This is a genomic window from Aeromonas sp. R2-3 (assembly GCF_040908375.1).
Taxonomy (GTDB): Bacteria; Pseudomonadota; Gammaproteobacteria; order Enterobacterales; family Aeromonadaceae; genus Aeromonas; species Aeromonas veronii.
This window is the reverse complement of the sequence record NZ_JBFODP010000027.1, coordinates 43,563-58,303: the sequence shown is the minus strand read 5'-3', so window position 1 is coordinate 58,303 and position 14,741 is coordinate 43,563. Positions and strand designations below refer to the sequence as shown.

Here is a 14,741-nt window from a genome sequence, read left to right as displayed (position 1 = left end):
TATTGAACCGACTGTTTTGGGGTAACTATCCAGATTTTTCAATGTGATAGGGCCGTCATACGAAGGAACGAATATGGGACATTCCCGCATAACATTGGCAACGCTACTCGCATTGGGTCTGCTGGGCACCGTCCAGGCTGAAGACTCGGCGCGGGAGCCTTTTTTTGTCGAGCTAAAAGGCCCTGACGAACCCGCACCTCCTGCCGTCAATTCCCAGCCGCTGGCGCAGCCGGTCGCCAGACCCGTCGCACAACCGGTGCGAGCAACCGCCCAGCCGGTGGTGCGTCAGGTCACTGCCAATGCCGGTAGCTATGGCCCTGTTCGTCCGACCGATACCCTATGGAGCCTGGCGAGCAAATATCGCCCCTCCAATCGGGTCAGCGTCTACCAGACCATGGTGGCGATTTACGAGAAAAACCCCCGCAGTTTCGCCGATGGCAATATCAACCACATTCTGGTGGGATCCCGCATTCTGCTGCCGACTGCGGCCGAGGCGAGCGTCATCACTGATGCTCAGGCCCGCGCCAAGTTCCGCAGCGACAACGCCAGCTGGAAGGGGTTAAGCCCCAAATATCTGGCTGACAAGCAGGTCCATACCGCCAAGCCGGCTGCCGCCAAACCCGCGAAGGTTGAAGCCGCCAAGACCGAGCCGGTGAAGGCTGCGCCTGCGCCGCTGCCAGTGGCGAAAGCCGCCCCCATTCCAGCCCCGGTGGTGGCACCGCAACCGGCGGCTGAAACCAAAGAAGTGGCCAAGGTGAGCGAGCCTGCGCCGAAAGAGGCGGTAGCACCTGCTCCTAGCGCTGCAGAAGGCACCACCCCGGCGCCTCTGCCTTCCGATCTGGATAAACCGGTGGGCAAACCGGCTACCGAGATGGCGCTGGCACTGGAAGATGCCAATGCCCAGCTCGGCCAGGTGACCGAGATGAACCACAGGCTCAAGCTGCGTCTGCAATCCCTGACCGAAGAGGTGGAGACCCTCAAGGCCCAGCTGCAGGATCAGACGGCGCTGCAAAAAGAGATTGCCGAGCTCAAGGCCCAACCGGTCCCGCCGGTGGCAGCCGAGCCTGAGCCTGAGAAAAACTGGTTGATGGATCTGCTCTCCTCACCGCTCAACCTCGCCATGATCATTCTGCTGCCGGTGCTGCTGGTATTGGCGCTGGTGACCCTGTGGCTGCGTGCCCGGGCCCGCCGCGAACTGGAAGAGCAGGAGAAGAGCCTCTCCGAATCCACCGCCATGATGATGGATCAGGAGCAGAGCGAGTTTGATGATCTGCTGAGCGTCGATGTGACCGACAACGAGCCGGTGCGCCCGGTGCCGGATCTCAACACCCCCGATGGCTTTATGCCGATGGAGCCTGACGAGCCGGCCGCCAAGCCGGATGTCGATCTGGTGTTCAGCGACGAGGGCGAGATGGAGCTGCAGGGCTTCGAGCCCGAGCGGATGGCGGCCCAGCCAGCCAGTCGTGACCCGGATCTGGTGCCGGATCTCGATCTCTCGCTGGATGAGCCCATCGCGCTGGCCAACGAGCCCGCCATGGATCTGGCCAGCGAGTTCAATCCCAAGCCCAAGGCCGCTGACGAGATCATGAGCGAAGAGGAGCTGCAGGCAGCCCTGTTTGCCGAGCTGGATGCGGATCTCTCCGCCGACCTCGAGCCCGATTTGAGCTCCATCGACGAAGTCGGCGCCGCTGACGACGAGCTGGCGAGCTTCGATCTCGGCGATTTCGACAGTGCCCTCGACGAGTCTGCTGCTGGCAAAGATGACAACGCCATTGATCTCAGTGCCGCAGAAGACGCCGACGAGAGTGCGGATGCCATGCTGGCCGAGCTGGGTCTTGAGCCTGTCAAAGCGAAGGAAGCCGAGCTGGAGCTGGAGTGGGATCCCAACGAGCTGGCGCTCTCCGATTTCGAAGACGCGTTCGCAGAGGTGGAATCTCATCCGGCAGATCTCCAGCCCCGTGAGCAGGCACAGGAGAGCGGCTACGTCGAGATCGACAAGCTGCTGGCCGAAGCGGATGCCACCGCGCCGGAGCAGGAGCCGTATCAGGGCTTCTCGCTGGATGTGGGGCTCGATGGCTTCCCCGAGGTGCTGCCGGAATCCACCGGATTTGACGTGGATGCCGACGACGGCGGTGTGGGTGCCAAGCTGGATCTGGCCCGTGCCTACCTCGAGATTGATGACAAGGATAGCGCCCGCGAGCTGCTGCAAGAGGCAGCGGAGCAGGGTAGTGATCACCAGCGCGCCGAAGCCGAGAAGTTGCTCAAGCGGTTGGGCTAAAGCATCTCCCATCACGGGATCAGCAAAACGGGGGCAGCCAGCAGGCTGCCCTCTTCTTTTGGCGAGTTGCAATGGCGTGAGCATGGCCGCGCAGATTCGCAATCCAGGCCAATTGCGCGCGTGGTGGGACTTTTCGGGCTGAGCGCGTATAATCCGCCCCGTTTCTTTCACTGCGTTTTCACAACAAGACAAGTTTATCCATGCGAATTGCCCTAGGTATTGAATATGACGGCAGCCGGTATTTTGGCTGGCAGCGTCAGCGTGAAGTGATCAGCGTGCAGGCTGAACTGGAGACGGCGCTGAGCCGGATTGCCAACCACCCTGTCTCCATCCAGTGTGCCGGACGCACCGATGCCGGTGTCCATGCGACCGGTCAGGTGATCCACTTCGATACCGAGGCGAACCGCGCCGAAGGGGCCTGGACCCTGGGGCTCAATTCCAACCTGCCGCCGGATATCGCCGTGCGCTGGGTCAAGCAGGTGGACGAGAGCTTCCATGCCCGCTTCAGCGCCACCGCCCGTCGCTACCGCTATGTCATCTACAACCACAACTACCGGCCGGCGATCCTCGGCAGTGGCGTCAGCCACTACCACGAGACCATCGATGCGGAGTTGATGCACCAGGCGGGCCAGAGCCTGCTGGGGGAGCACGACTTCAGCACCTTCCGTGCCGTCGCCTGCCAATCCAACACCCCGTGGCGCAATGTGACCCATCTGTGTGTCAGCCGCTCCGGCCCCTACATCGTGCTCGACATCAAGGCCAACGCCTTCCTGCACCATATGGTGCGCAACATCACCGGCTCCCTGCTGCTGGTGGGGCAGGGGCTCAAACCGGTGGAGTGGATTGCCGAGGTGCTGGCTGCCAAGGATCGCAATCTGGCCGGGCCGACCGCCAAGGCCGGTGGCCTCTATTTGGTCGACGTGGATTACCCGGCCGAGTTTGCTCTGCCGCAGTTGCCGCTCGGCCCGCTGTGGCTGCCGGACTCGGCACCGGGTACGACCAGTTTTTAGTAACTGCGCCCTAAAAATTGTGGTTTAATGACCCGTCATTTGTTGCCATCGAGCTATTAAGTCATTGAACAATCTAGGCTCGATGCGTTTTGTCAGGCACAAAAGCATTAAGGAATTCCATGAGCTGGCTTGAGAAGATTCTTCCCAAGAGCAAGATCACTGCGCCCCGTCGTCACAACATTCCGGAAGGGGTGTGGACCAAGTGCAGTGCTTGTGAACAGGTGCTCTACCGGGCAGAGTTGGAGCGCAACCTCGAAGTGTGCCCCAAGTGTGATCATCATATGCGCATCAGCGCCCGCGCCCGTCTCGAGAGCTTCCTCGATGAGCAGGGTCGTACCGAGATCGGTGCCGAGCTGGAGCCGCAGGATGTACTGAAATTCAAGGATTCCAAGCGCTACAAGGATCGTTTGTCTGCCGCTCAGAAAGAGACGGCGGAGAAAGATGCGCTGGTGGTGATGAAAGGGACCCTCAAAGGGGTACCGGTTGTCGCCTGTTCGTTCGAATTCTCCTTCATGGGTGGCTCCATGGCCTCCGTGGTCGGTGCCCGCTTTGTGCGCGCCGTCGAGGAGTGCATCAAGGAAGGCCGTGGCTTGGTCTGCTTCTCCGCCTCTGGTGGTGCTCGCATGCAGGAAGCCCTCTTCTCCCTGATGCAGATGGCCAAGACCAGTGCTGCGCTGGACCGACTCACCAAGGCGGGCCTGCCCTATATCTCCGTGCTGACCGACCCCACCATGGGTGGCGTCTCTGCCAGTCTGGCGATGTTGGGTGACATCAACGTGGGCGAACCCAAGGCGCTGATCGGCTTTGCCGGCCCGCGCGTTATCGAGCAGACCGTGCGCGAGAAACTGCCGGAAGGCTTCCAGCGCTCCGAGTTCCTGCTGGAAAAGGGTGCCATCGATATCATCATCGATCGCCGTGAAATGCGTAACCGTCTGGCCAGCCTGCTCGCCAAAATGCTGAATACTCACGTCATCGAAGAGTGAAGATGAGTTCAAACATGCAACAATCCCAAAGCCGGTCGCTTGTCGACTGGCTTTCTTATTTGGAGCAGATCCATCCGGTCAATATCGACATGGGGCTGGATCGGGTCGGTGCTGTCGCCCGGCGCATGGGGCTTACCCAGCTGCCGTTCAAGGTGATCACGGTGGCGGGCACCAACGGCAAGGGCTCCAGCTGTGCCATGGCGGCCAGCATTCTGATGGCCGCAGGCTATAAGGTCGGCGTCTACTCCTCGCCCCATCTGCTGCGCTTTACCGAGCGGGTGCGGGTCAACGGGCAAGAGCTGGCCGACAGCGATCACTGCGCCGCCTTTGCCGAGGTGGAAGCGGCTCGTGGCGAGATTGCCCTTACCGTCTTCGAGTTCGCCACCCTGGCTGGCTTGTGGCTCTTCTGCCGCGCCGCCCCCGATGTGCTGCTGCTGGAAGTGGGGCTGGGCGGTCGGCTCGACGCCACCAACGTGGTTGAGTCCGATGTGGCGATGATCACCTCCATTGCCCTCGATCACTGCGACTGGCTGGGTGATACCCGCGAAGCTGTGGCGGTGGAGAAGGCTGGGGTCTATCGCGCCGGTAAACCAGCTATCAGTGGCGAGCCCAATCCGCCTGCGACTATTGCCAGCGAAGCACAGCGTCTTGGCGCCAACCTGCGTCAGGTCGGTATCGATTTTCGTGGCGATGAGCACGAGAGCGGTTGGGATTATCACGGCCTCAACCAGTGGCGGGATCTGCCAAAACCGGGGCTGCCGCTGATGAACGCGGTGACCGTGCTGGCGGCGCTGGAATCCCTCGGCTTGCCTCTGCCGGAGTCCGCCATTCGTGACGGGCTGGCCAATGCCCGACTGGCTGGCCGGATGCAGCAGCTGCAAAGTGCGCCGCTGGTGATCGTCGATGTGGCCCACAACCCCCATTCGGCAGCCTATCTGGCCGCGCAATTGCGCAAGATGCCCTGCTCGGGTGTACGCCGCGCCGTGGTCGGCATGCTCAAAGACAAGGACATGGCGGGCTCCCTTGCCGAACTCGATGGCTTGATTGGCGAGTGGTATCTGGCCAGCCTCACCGGCCCGCGCGCCGCCACCTCTGCGCAACTGGCTGCGGCGTTGGGAGAGGGCAAGGGGCCTGCCAGGGAGTTTGATGATGTCAGCGCCGCTTATCAGGCAGCGTTGGCCGCATCGAGTCCGGACGATATGGTCATTGTGTTTGGTTCGTTTTACACTGTCGCCGACATTCTGGCGGGTGTCGCCGTCTAGGCCACACCCCGGCTCCCCGGCCCTCGGGCGGGGAGCCAAATCGCATATTGAGTTACGTAAAGGTAGGATTCAACTTGGCCTCGAAGTTTCAAAACCGTCTGGTGGGCACCGTCATCCTGGTGGCCCTGGTTGTTATTTTCCTGCCGGACTTGCTGGATGGTCACAAGCTGGCACAAAAGGAGGAGGCCTTTGCCAAGATCCCGCTGCGCCCCGAGCTGGAGCCTGCCAAGCCTGCGCTGCAGGTCTCGGCGGCCAGCAGCCTGCCAGCCGATCATCTGGCCAGCCAGCAACAGGCCTCTGCGGCCCAGCAGTGGCAAGTGGAAGAGGTGGCTGACCCTATGACCCTCGCCGGTCAGGGCAACGGCGGGCAGCCGGCGACAACCCCTGCCGCACCGGCACCGGTTCAGCCGCAACAGAATGCTCAACCCAAGCCACAGCCCAAGCCGGAAGTGGTGGCCAAAAAACCGGTCGAACCGCCAAAGCCAGCACCCAAGCCGACGCCAGCCAAACCGGTTGAAGTGGCCAAGGCACCCACACCGACCAAGCCGCAGGCGGGTCAGATCAAGTCCCTCGACGATCTGATTGAAAGCAAGATGACCCAGCCGACCACTCCCGCGCCTGCTGCGGCACCGGCGCAGGGCAGCTGGATCCTTCAGCTTGGCGCCTTCAAGAACGTCGACAGCGTCAACGCGCTGGTGAGCAAGCTGCGGGCGGCGGGCTACTCTGCCCACACCTCGCCGCGCACACCGGTTCAGGGTCAGCTCAACCGGGTCTTTATCGGGCCGGATGTCTCCAAGGCCAAACTGCAGGGGATGCAGGGGCGGATCTCCCAGATGACCGGCCTCAGTGGCTCGGTGGTCTCTTACAATCCGTGACGGCTTGCCGTTGGCAATGGCCCTTTGAAACAAACACCGCGCTCCGTGCGCGGTGTTTTTTTATCTGGCTGCCGTGATTTTTAAGGTCGACGTCGTACAGGTCACCCCCCGGTTGGGATTTTCGGGCAGTTGGGGTAGTCTGAGCCCTTCTGCTACTCACAGGAGTTCAAGATGATCCTCTCGACGACCCCCACGCTGGAAGGCAAAACCATTCGTGAATACCGCGGCATCGTGGTTGGCGAAGCCATTCTCGGCGCCAACATTTTCAAGGATCTCTTCGCCGGGATCCGCGACATCATCGGCGGCCGCTCTGGCGCCTATGAAAAAGAGCTGGCCCGTGCCCGCGAGATCGCCTTCGATGAGCTGAAAGAGCGTGCCGCCGCCCTTGGCGCCAATGCGGTGGTCGGCATCGATATCGACTACGAGGTGGTGGGGCAAAACGGCAGCATGCTGATGGTCAGCATCAGTGGTACCGCCGTGGTGGTCTGATCGGGCATCCACTTTTGCATTGGCAATGAGCCGATAACCGGGTTATCGGCTTTTTTATTGCTTGGCAGATACGTGTTGTTTGTAAGATTTTTTCTCAACGCATTGATTCTAAATATTTATATTTATTAATAATTCCACTGACCGGTTTTATTTTTTTTAACTGGGTAGCCCGAGAGGGTCAAGCTAGAGTGCCGCCATCAGGAACGACACCGCTCACGGACGAGGTTCTCTTCTCTTGAAGGCGTATCACTATGAATCAAAAACCTGCTCTGCTGACCCTTGTCATCTTGGCCATGACCGCCCATGCCGGCAGTGCCCTCGCGGCGCTGCCCAACTTCAGCGCCACCTGTCCCACCGATATCCGGGTCAAGTCGCAAGGGGGCAATGTCTTTATCAATGGCAAGAAGGCTACCCTGAAAACGCAGGCGCCCGCCGCCTATTCGGCCACAAGCGGCAAGGTGGTCATCGGGATCAGCTTCGATCTGCCCGCCAGCGAACCCACCCTGGATTACGTCATCAAGCATGATCGCCGGGCCCACGGCTTTTGCACCGTGCACGCCTGGTCGGCGGGCAAGGCCGCCGCACTGCCGATGGCCAAGGGGGACTCGCCCTATCAGGGCAAGTGGATCGCCAAAAACCGCGAGACCGGCGCCACGGTGGCCAATATTCAGGTGGATGGCAAGGAGCAGGTGTGGGTCAACGGAGTCAAGGTGAAGGCGAAACGGGCCGATGGCGCGCTGCAGTTTCGTCAGGGCACTATCCTCTACACCTTGCAGGGGGATCCGCGTATTCGCGATGAGAGCGACTGGAATGACAGCGATGTTCAGAATACCGGCCCCATCACGCTCGAGTAACAGACGCGCCGTGCCACGGCTGGGTCATTGATGCAAAAAGCAGAGAGCGGCATGGCCGCTCTCTGCTTTGTTGTCTCTATTGGTTGATCGCCGTGCGGGGTTAGATGCCGTGGATGGCGTTGGCTTCCCCATACCAGTCCAGCTTGTCGGCCAGAGTGACCACCGAGCCGATGATGATGAGACTCGGGCTCTTCACCTGACGAGCCAGTTCGGCCAACTGTTGCAGCTCGCCGCGCACCACCCGCTGACTGAGCTGGGTGCCTTGCTCCACCAGCGCCACCGGGGTATGACCGGGCATGCCGTGGGTTTGCAGCTCATCCTGAATGCGGGCGGCGTGGGCCAGCCCCATGTAGAACACTAGAGTCTGGCGGGGGGCCGCCAGCGCCGACCACTCCTGGGCGATATTGCCCTCCTTGTCATGCCCGGTGATGAACTGCACCCGCTGGGCGTGATCGCGGTGGGTGAGGGGAATGCCGCTGTAGGCGGCGCAGCCTGAGGCTGCCGTAATGCCCGGTACCACTGAGAAGGGGATGCCCGCCTCGGCCAGGGTTTCCAGCTCCTCGCCGCCCCGGCCAAAGATAAAGGGATCGCCCCCCTTGAGCCGTACCACCTGTTTGCCCAGCTGCGCTTGTTCCAGCAACAGCTGGTTGATCGCCTGCTGGGGCACACAGTGGCGGCCCGCCTCCTTGCCAACAAAGATCCGCTCGGCATCCCGGCGAACAAGCGCCAATACCTCCTGCGAGACCAGTCGGTCATAGACCACCACATCCGCCTGCTGCAGCTGCTGCAAGCCGTTCAGGGTGAGCAGCCCCGCATCGCCGGGGCCTGCGCCCACCAGGGTGACGCTTCCCTTGCTCAGCACCGGCTCATTCAATAGCTCAGCGACGCTCTGCTCGGCGGCCTGCTGCTGGCCGCGGGCCAGTTGGCATGCCAGTCGCTCATGGCTAAAGAGTCGCTCCCAGAAGCGGCGGCGGGCCAGCTTGTCCGGAATGAGTTTGACCCGCTCGCGCAGCTTGCCCGCTAGCGCCGCGAGCTGGCCGAGGTGTTGCGGCAACATGGCTTCGATCTTTTCCCGCAGCTGGCGGCTCAGCACCGGCGCAGCCCCTGCGCTGGAGATAGCCACCATCAGCGGCGAGCGGTCGATGATCGCGGGCATGATGGCGCTGCAGTGGGCAGGAGAGTCCACCACATTGCAGAAGATCTGGCGCAGGTTCGCCTCGTGAAAGACCTGATGATTGACCTCTGGATTATTGGTGGCGGCGATCACCAGCCACTTGCCATCGAGCAGTTCGGGATGAAAGTCGGCGGCGCAGACGGTCAGGCGACCCTGTTCGGCCCAGCTCATCAGCTGGGGTTCCAGGTGCGGGGCATTGATGGTGATCTTCGCCTTGGCATCGAGCAGCAGGCGCGCCTTGCGCACCGCCACCTCACCGCCGCCGACGATCAGGACCGGCTTGTTTTGCAACTGACAGAAGAGAGGGAGAAAGTCCATAACAGGCTCCGGATGCAGGCCCGCTCGCAATGCCGCGCCGGGCGAGATAGCAGGGCGCGCCGTGACGCACCCCGGATGGTCGGGGGAAAGATCCCCCGACGGGAATAAAAAAGGGGAAGGGTGATCTACGCCCGGGCCAACGACAGATCCCCACCGGTGTCGGCCACTTGATCACGCTTCCCCAAACGAGGTTTTTCCTATTGCACCGCTTTGACGTGCATGTTGGCGACGTACTGATCTTCGGCCCAGAAGATGCGGTCAGCGACCATGGCTTCCGGGTTGAGGGTGACGCCGCGCAGCACCCGCTCCTTGAACTTGTGATAACCGGCCCGGTCGATAAGGTGACCCATGTGCAGGTAGATGGGTTTGCCATCCAGCATCTCGGCCTCGAACTCGAACAGGTTCTTGATCACCGCATGCAGCACCTCTTCGGTCACCCAGTTGAGGAACAGCTTGCCGGTACGAGGGGTCTTCTTGCTGGTGCGTCCCCCCAGCTTGACCATGTAGAGCTGCTTGGGATCCCGTTGCCAGGCCAGGGTCGGGCAGGCCAGCACGCACTCGCCACAGCCGATGCACTTGCTCTCCTCTTTGACCGCCTTGCCATGCTTGATGGCGAGGCAATCCACCGCGTGGTGGCTGCATGCCTTGACGCAGGCGCCGCAGCCGATGCAGCGCTCGGCATTGAAGTGGATCTTGGCGATGCCGAGGATGCCGAAGTCGGCCATGTTGGCCTTGGCGCAGTCGTTGGGGCAGCCGGCGATCACCATCTTGAGGTGATAGGGGGTGGGGTAGAGGTGCTTCTCCATCCGCTGGGCCAGCCCGGTGCAGTCGATATTGCCCTTCTGGCAGATGCTGTTGCCCTGACAGGCGACGATGTTGCGCCCGCCGATGGTCTGGTAACCGGCTGTGGTGTCCTCTACCTCGATGCCGCAGGTCTCCACCTCGATCTCCTTGATAAAGGGTTCGAGGGCGGCGTTGACCTTGTCCATGTCCTGATACTTGATGCCGGGCATCGCCAGCTTCTGGCGGGTGGTGAGGTGGATCAGGCCGTTGCCATACTGTTCGGCGATCTGCTGGGCCACTGCCAGCAGGTGGGCGGGCATGATCCCGCCGGGAATGCGTACGCTGATCATCGCTTCGCCGCGCACCTTTGAGAGGCGGTATTCGTTCTTGGCGCGGGCCTTGATGATGTCGATATCGAGACTCATGGTGTTCTCCCTCAGTCGATCAGATGCTGGGCCTGGTCAAAACGAAAGACCGGTCCATCCACGCAGATATAGGTGTCGCCCATCCGGCAGTGGCCACACTTGCCCACGGCGCAGGCCATGCGGCGTTCGTAGTCGACCCAGATGCGATCCTTGGGGATGCCCCGTTCGAGGAAGGCGAGCACCACGAAGCGAATCATGATGGGGGGGCCGACCACGATCACCTGGATATCCTCCTTGTCAGCGAGATCCAGCTGGTCGATGTAGTCGGTGACCCGGCCGATGCGAAACTGCTCGCTCTCCTTACCCTCATCCAGGGTGACGATGAGGTTCTGCTGCTCGGCCCAGAGCGGCATCTCGTGGCGATAGAGCACCGCCTGCTCGTTCTTGAAGCCGAGGATCATGTCGAGGGATTTCACCTCTTCCGGATGTTTGCTGAAGCGGCGCAGCAGCCCCTTGACCGGCGCGACGCCGGTACCGCCCGCCACCACGATGAGGTGCTGGTTGCGGTAGGTCTCCAGCGGATAGCCGTTGCCGTGGACGCCGCGCATCCACACCTTGTCGCCCACATCGAGGGCAAACAGCGCATCGGTCACCTTGCCGACCTTGCGGATCAACAGGTCCACATATCCATCGCCATAGTCGGAGACCGAGATGGGCGCCTCGCCGACGGTGGGCAGGGAGATCTCCACAAACTGGCCGTAGTGGACATCAAAGTCGCGGGAGACCCGAAAGTTCCACTCCAGCTCGGTGTGGCGCTCGATGGCCAGAATGGTGTAGGCCTTGGGCAGCAGGCGGTTCTCGATTGCTACCTGCTGCGGTTCTGCTGTTGCGGTTTGCTGGCACTGGCACATATCAGTTCGCCCCCTGCGCGTTGTCGGCTGCGATGGTCTGTTCGACCACATCGGTCATCTTGTTGATGATGTTGCTAAAGGAGATGTAGTGAGGGCAGCGATCGTCGCAGCGGCCGCAGCCGACGCACATGTGCTCCTCCCCCTGACGGGCCTTGTAGTCGTTGACCTTGTGCAGGGCGCGATAACGCAGGCGCTCGCCATGCTTGGCGCGAAAACCGTGGCCACCGGCCATGTCGCTAAAGCCATCCACCATGCAGCTGGCCCACTGGCGACGGCGCTCGCCCTGCTGGGGGTTCTCCGCATAGGTGAGGTCGTGCACGCTGTAGCAGCTGCAGGTCGGGCAGGAGGTGGTACAGCGGCCGCAACCGATGCAGCGGCTGTCGTACTCGGCCCAGACCGGATGGGCGGTGAGGATCTGGCGGATCCGCTGGGGGTCGTCACAGACGCTGTCCGGGGTGCGTACCTTGACCGGGTTGCTCTGGACAAATTCCGGGGTGAAGTCGTTGGATTCACCCAGTTCGGTAAAGTAGCCGAGCAGCTCGGGATCCTTCACCTCAATACGGGCACCCTCATCGCTCAGACGAATGGCGGCGGCGTAGTCCTGGGTCTCGTTGCTGCCCATGGAGACGCAGAAGCAGTTCTCGAAGCTCTCGCGGCACTCCAGCAGTACCAGCTTGAGCTTGCTGCGCAGCCGGGCGTAGTAGACGTCGCTGTTCTGGCCGTTTTTCAGGTAGACCTGATCCAGCCTGCGCAGGGCGTGGATATCGCAGCTGCGCAAGAACAGCAGGGTGGGCTTGGCCTCCACCTTGGATTCGCGCAGCTCCAGATTGTCGAAGTGGAACAGGGTCTGGGTGATGGGGAGCACCACCTCTTTCGGGGAGAAGTGGGACTTCTCCTGCCACACCAGATCGGCCAGATGACGGATGCTGTGATAGGTGACGTTGTCGGTGTCGGAGAAGCGGCCGCCCCGATATTCGGCCGCGGGCGCCATGATCCGGTAATCGGGCAGCAGCCGCTCGAACAGCTGCGCCAGCGCGGGATGGGTGAGAAGAAACGACATAAATAAACACCTTGTATGAGGGTGAGATGCCCTGGCATAGGGATGAGGAGCGGGCCGGTCAGGATGTCTGGCATCGGTTCTGGCCGCGCTTGCCTCGCCGCGGTCTGTTTTTATGACTCATGTTGCTCAACTGACCCGATTGTTATTGTGTTGGCGGCGCGAGCGTCGCGACAGGTCGGGTCATGCCTGTAAAATCCTTATCAATTGAGCAGGGCGGCCTGATAGCCTGCGCACTTGCCCATCACGTATCCCATCTCCAGCTTGTTGATATCGCGGGTGAAACGGGAAACGGGGAAGTAGTCGGCCGGGGCGATCACCTCGATCTGGCAGTCCTCCGGCGGATTGGCGATAAAATCGAGCGCCTCGTTGTAGCTGCGATCCCGCTGCTCCAGCGCCTGTGCCAGCGCGGGGCGGGTCTTGAGCAGGGTACGGATCATCCAGGGGAAGGGCATCGGCTTGAGCCGGTAGCCAAGGGGCTCGGAGAGGATCACCGTCAGGTGACGGGCACCGCGGCGGTAGGCCTCGATCACCGGGATGGAGTCGGCCACCCCGCCATCTGTCATCGGTACCCCGTGCACTTCCGGGTATTCGTGGGAGGCGAGGGGAATGGCGCAGCTGGCGGGCAGCACCTCGTTCATGTTCTCCGGCTTGACCCGGATGTACTCCGCCTTGCCGGTCAGGGTATTGGTCACCACCGCATAGAAGGGGATGCCGGTCTCCCGGTAGGCGTGAATGTCGAGGGGATACTTGCGGCAGCTGGTGTTCCACAGCCAGTGGATATCCACCAGATTGCCCCCCTTGGCAAAACGCAGGGGATCCATAAACTGCTGGCTGCATGCCAGTTTGGTCAGGATCTCGTGGCTGCGGCCATGCTGGCTGGCGAGATAAGCCAGCAAGTTGGTGGCCCCCGCCGAGACGCCGATGGCGAAGTCGAAGGGGCGATAGTCATGCTCGATAAACGCATCCAGCACGCCGCTGGCAAATATGCCGCGCATGGCGCCGCCTTCTACAACCAATGCGCTGGGGGATGCGTTTTTGTTCATGACAGGCACCTCATTGATAAGTCAGAGAGAAAAAGTGGGAAAGAGAACGTCCGGGCTGTCAGGCCGACCGTTCTGACAACCAACCGGGGTTGGCCATCGCAATGAGGTCATTCTAGGAAGGGGATAGTGTTTAGAATATCTGTTAATAATGAATAAAGTGTTTGGTATTTCTAAACGATAGTGATAAACCCGTTGTGATCAACGGGGTTGTGTAGGAGTCTCAACGACTCTGCGATGGCTGGATATTGGCAAGGATGAGTGTGTCATGACGTTATTGGTTCCCCCGCTGCTCCAACGTGGCGATACCATCGCTTTTTTCTCCCCCTCCAGCGCGGCGACCGCCTGGGCACCCAACCGTTTTGCCCGCGCAAAAGCCTTTCTTGAGGGGCAGGGCTTTAGGCTCAAGGCGGGCAGCCTCACCGGCCAGCAGGATCACTGGCGTTCCGGCTCCATCGCCGCGCGGGCCGAGGAGCTCAATGCCCTTATTCGCGACCCAGAAGTACGCTGCATCATGTCGGTGATTGGTGGCAGCAACTCCAACTCCCTGCTGCCCTACCTCGATTTTGAGGCGCTGAGGCGCGATCCCAAGATCATCGTTGGCTACTCCGATGTGACGGCGCTGCTGCTCGGCATCCATGCCCAAACTGGCCTGGTTACCTTTTATGGCCCGGCGCTGGTGGCCTCCTTTGGCGAGTTGCCGCCGCTGGCGGATGAGACGCTGGCCAGTTTTTTACAGATTGCGTTGGCCGACGAAGCTGGCGTCCCCTGCACGCTGCCCACCCCGGTGCAATGGAGTGATGAACGGCTGGACTGGGAGAATCAGACCCGGGCCAAGCAGTGCCAGCCCAATTGGCTGATCTCGGTGGGTTCAGGTCGGGTTGAGGGACGACTGATTGGCGGCAACCTCAACACCATGGCGGGGATCTGGGGCTCCCCCTATATGCCAGCCATCGAGTCTGGTGACATTCTGCTGCTGGAAGACAGCCTGAAATCTGCCGAGACGGTGGAGCGCTCCTTTGCCCATCTCAAGCTGTGCGGGGTGTTTGAGCGGATCGGCGCGCTTATCCTCGGCAAGCACGAGCTGTTCAACGATCAGGGTAGCGGTAAGCGCCCACTCGATATCCTGCTGGAGGTGGTGGGGGAGCCGAACTTCCCCATTCTGGCGGAGTTTGACTGCGCCCATACCCACCCCATGTTGACGCTGCCGCTGGGTATCGAGGTGGCGCTCGACCTCGACCGCCAGCAGCTCACCTTGCTGCAGCCCTGGTGGCGAGCAGAATGAGGGCGAAATGTATGTCCAACAACAAGGCCGCGGATGCGGCCTTGTCTGTTTTTG

13 protein-coding genes are annotated in these 14,741 nt (G+C 61.4%); 8 read left to right on the top strand and 5 right to left on the bottom strand.

Annotation, left to right across the window (positions count from 1 at the left end):
• Nucleotides 1-73 precede the first annotated feature (73 nt).
• The 7 genes from AB5Z02_RS12845 (at nt 74) to AB5Z02_RS12815 (ending at nt 7,751) form a co-directional block, all read left to right on the top strand.
• A complete protein-coding gene (locus AB5Z02_RS12845) occupies nt 74-2,278 on the top strand; it encodes a FimV/HubP family polar landmark protein (protein ID WP_368216116.1) in 2,205 nt (734 codons plus the stop codon).
• Nucleotides 2,279-2,478: 200 nt separating this feature from the next.
• On the top strand, nt 2,479-3,288 hold the full coding sequence (gene truA / locus AB5Z02_RS12840) for a tRNA pseudouridine(38-40) synthase TruA (RefSeq protein ID WP_040066446.1): 810 nt from the start codon (nt 2,479-2,481) through the stop codon (nt 3,286-3,288).
• Nucleotides 3,289-3,407: 119 nt separating this feature from the next.
• Nucleotides 3,408-4,271 carry an acetyl-CoA carboxylase, carboxyltransferase subunit beta gene (gene accD / locus AB5Z02_RS12835; protein ID WP_005333765.1) on the top strand — a complete coding sequence of 288 codons (864 nt, stop codon included), beginning with the start codon at nt 3,408-3,410 and terminating at the stop codon, nt 4,269-4,271.
• A gap of 2 nt (nt 4,272-4,273) precedes the next feature.
• The gene (gene folC, locus AB5Z02_RS12830) at nt 4,274-5,533 is read left to right on the top strand and encodes a bifunctional tetrahydrofolate synthase/dihydrofolate synthase (RefSeq protein WP_368216115.1); all 1,260 of its coding nucleotides are present in this window, start codon (nt 4,274-4,276) and stop codon (nt 5,531-5,533) included.
• Between the two features lie 74 nt (nt 5,534-5,607).
• The gene (gene dedD, locus AB5Z02_RS12825; RefSeq protein ID WP_279489274.1) at nt 5,608-6,408 is read left to right on the top strand and encodes a cell division protein DedD; all 801 of its coding nucleotides are present in this window, start codon (nt 5,608-5,610) and stop codon (nt 6,406-6,408) included.
• A gap of 171 nt (nt 6,409-6,579) precedes the next feature.
• Nucleotides 6,580-6,897, top strand: a complete 318-nt coding sequence (locus AB5Z02_RS12820; protein WP_005333757.1) for a heavy metal-binding domain-containing protein — start codon at nt 6,580-6,582, stop codon at nt 6,895-6,897.
• 251 nt (nt 6,898-7,148) lie between these two features.
• Nucleotides 7,149-7,751: a hypothetical protein gene (locus AB5Z02_RS12815; protein WP_368216114.1), complete on the top strand. Its 603-nt coding sequence runs from the start codon at nt 7,149-7,151 to the stop codon at nt 7,749-7,751.
• A 100-nt stretch (nt 7,752-7,851) separates the two neighbouring features.
• Here the strand turns inward: AB5Z02_RS12815 and cysG are convergent, their stop codons facing one another.
• The 5 genes from cysG to AB5Z02_RS12790 form a co-directional block, all read right to left on the bottom strand.
• The gene (gene cysG / locus AB5Z02_RS12810) at nt 7,852-9,243 is read right to left on the bottom strand and encodes a siroheme synthase CysG (protein ID WP_368216113.1); all 1,392 of its coding nucleotides are present in this window, start codon (nt 9,241-9,243) and stop codon (nt 7,852-7,854) included.
• 197 nt (nt 9,244-9,440) lie between these two features.
• Nucleotides 9,441-10,451: a sulfite reductase subunit C gene (gene asrC / locus AB5Z02_RS12805; protein ID WP_368216112.1), complete on the bottom strand. Its 1,011-nt coding sequence runs from the start codon at nt 10,449-10,451 to the stop codon at nt 9,441-9,443.
• Between the two features lie 11 nt (nt 10,452-10,462).
• Entirely contained in the window at nt 10,463-11,302 is an 840-nt protein-coding gene (gene asrB / locus AB5Z02_RS12800; protein ID WP_139746646.1) for an anaerobic sulfite reductase subunit AsrB, read from the bottom strand.
• 1 nt (nt 11,303) lies between these two features.
• A complete protein-coding gene (gene asrA / locus AB5Z02_RS12795; protein ID WP_368216111.1) occupies nt 11,304-12,362 on the bottom strand; it encodes an anaerobic sulfite reductase subunit AsrA in 1,059 nt (352 codons plus the stop codon).
• A 200-nt stretch (nt 12,363-12,562) separates the two neighbouring features.
• Entirely contained in the window at nt 12,563-13,405 is an 843-nt protein-coding gene (locus tag AB5Z02_RS12790) for a patatin family protein (RefSeq protein ID WP_005333746.1), read from the bottom strand.
• A 265-nt stretch (nt 13,406-13,670) separates the two neighbouring features.
• On the opposite strand from AB5Z02_RS12790, the gene AB5Z02_RS12785 reads away from it, so the two are divergent.
• Entirely contained in the window at nt 13,671-14,687 is a 1,017-nt protein-coding gene (locus AB5Z02_RS12785; protein WP_368216110.1) for a S66 peptidase family protein, read from the top strand.
• Nucleotides 14,688-14,741 lie beyond the last annotated feature (54 nt).

Excerpts from the sequence above, each read along its gene's own strand:
- AB5Z02_RS12845 (WP_368216116.1), top strand. The coding sequence starts at position 74 with ATGGGACATTCCCGCATAACATTGGCAACGCTACTCGCATTGGGTCTG.
- truA (WP_040066446.1), top strand. The coding sequence starts at position 2,479 with ATGCGAATTGCCCTAGGTATTGAATATGACGGCAGCCGGTATTTTGGC.
- accD (WP_005333765.1), top strand. The coding sequence starts at position 3,408 with ATGAGCTGGCTTGAGAAGATTCTTCCCAAGAGCAAGATCACTGCGCCC.
- folC (WP_368216115.1), top strand. The coding sequence starts at position 4,274 with ATGAGTTCAAACATGCAACAATCCCAAAGCCGGTCGCTTGTCGACTGG.
- AB5Z02_RS12820 (WP_005333757.1), top strand. The coding sequence starts at position 6,580 with ATGATCCTCTCGACGACCCCCACGCTGGAAGGCAAAACCATTCGTGAA.
- AB5Z02_RS12815 (WP_368216114.1), top strand. The coding sequence starts at position 7,149 with ATGAATCAAAAACCTGCTCTGCTGACCCTTGTCATCTTGGCCATGACC.
- cysG (WP_368216113.1), bottom strand. The coding sequence starts at position 9,243 with ATGGACTTTCTCCCTCTCTTCTGTCAGTTGCAAAACAAGCCGGTCCTG.
- asrC (WP_368216112.1), bottom strand. The coding sequence starts at position 10,451 with ATGAGTCTCGATATCGACATCATCAAGGCCCGCGCCAAGAACGAATAC.
- asrB (WP_139746646.1), bottom strand. The coding sequence starts at position 11,302 with ATGTGCCAGTGCCAGCAAACCGCAACAGCAGAACCGCAGCAGGTAGCA.
- asrA (WP_368216111.1), bottom strand. The coding sequence starts at position 12,362 with ATGTCGTTTCTTCTCACCCATCCCGCGCTGGCGCAGCTGTTCGAGCGG.
- AB5Z02_RS12790 (WP_005333746.1), bottom strand. The coding sequence starts at position 13,405 with ATGAACAAAAACGCATCCCCCAGCGCATTGGTTGTAGAAGGCGGCGCC.
- AB5Z02_RS12785 (WP_368216110.1), top strand. The coding sequence starts at position 13,671 with ATGACGTTATTGGTTCCCCCGCTGCTCCAACGTGGCGATACCATCGCT.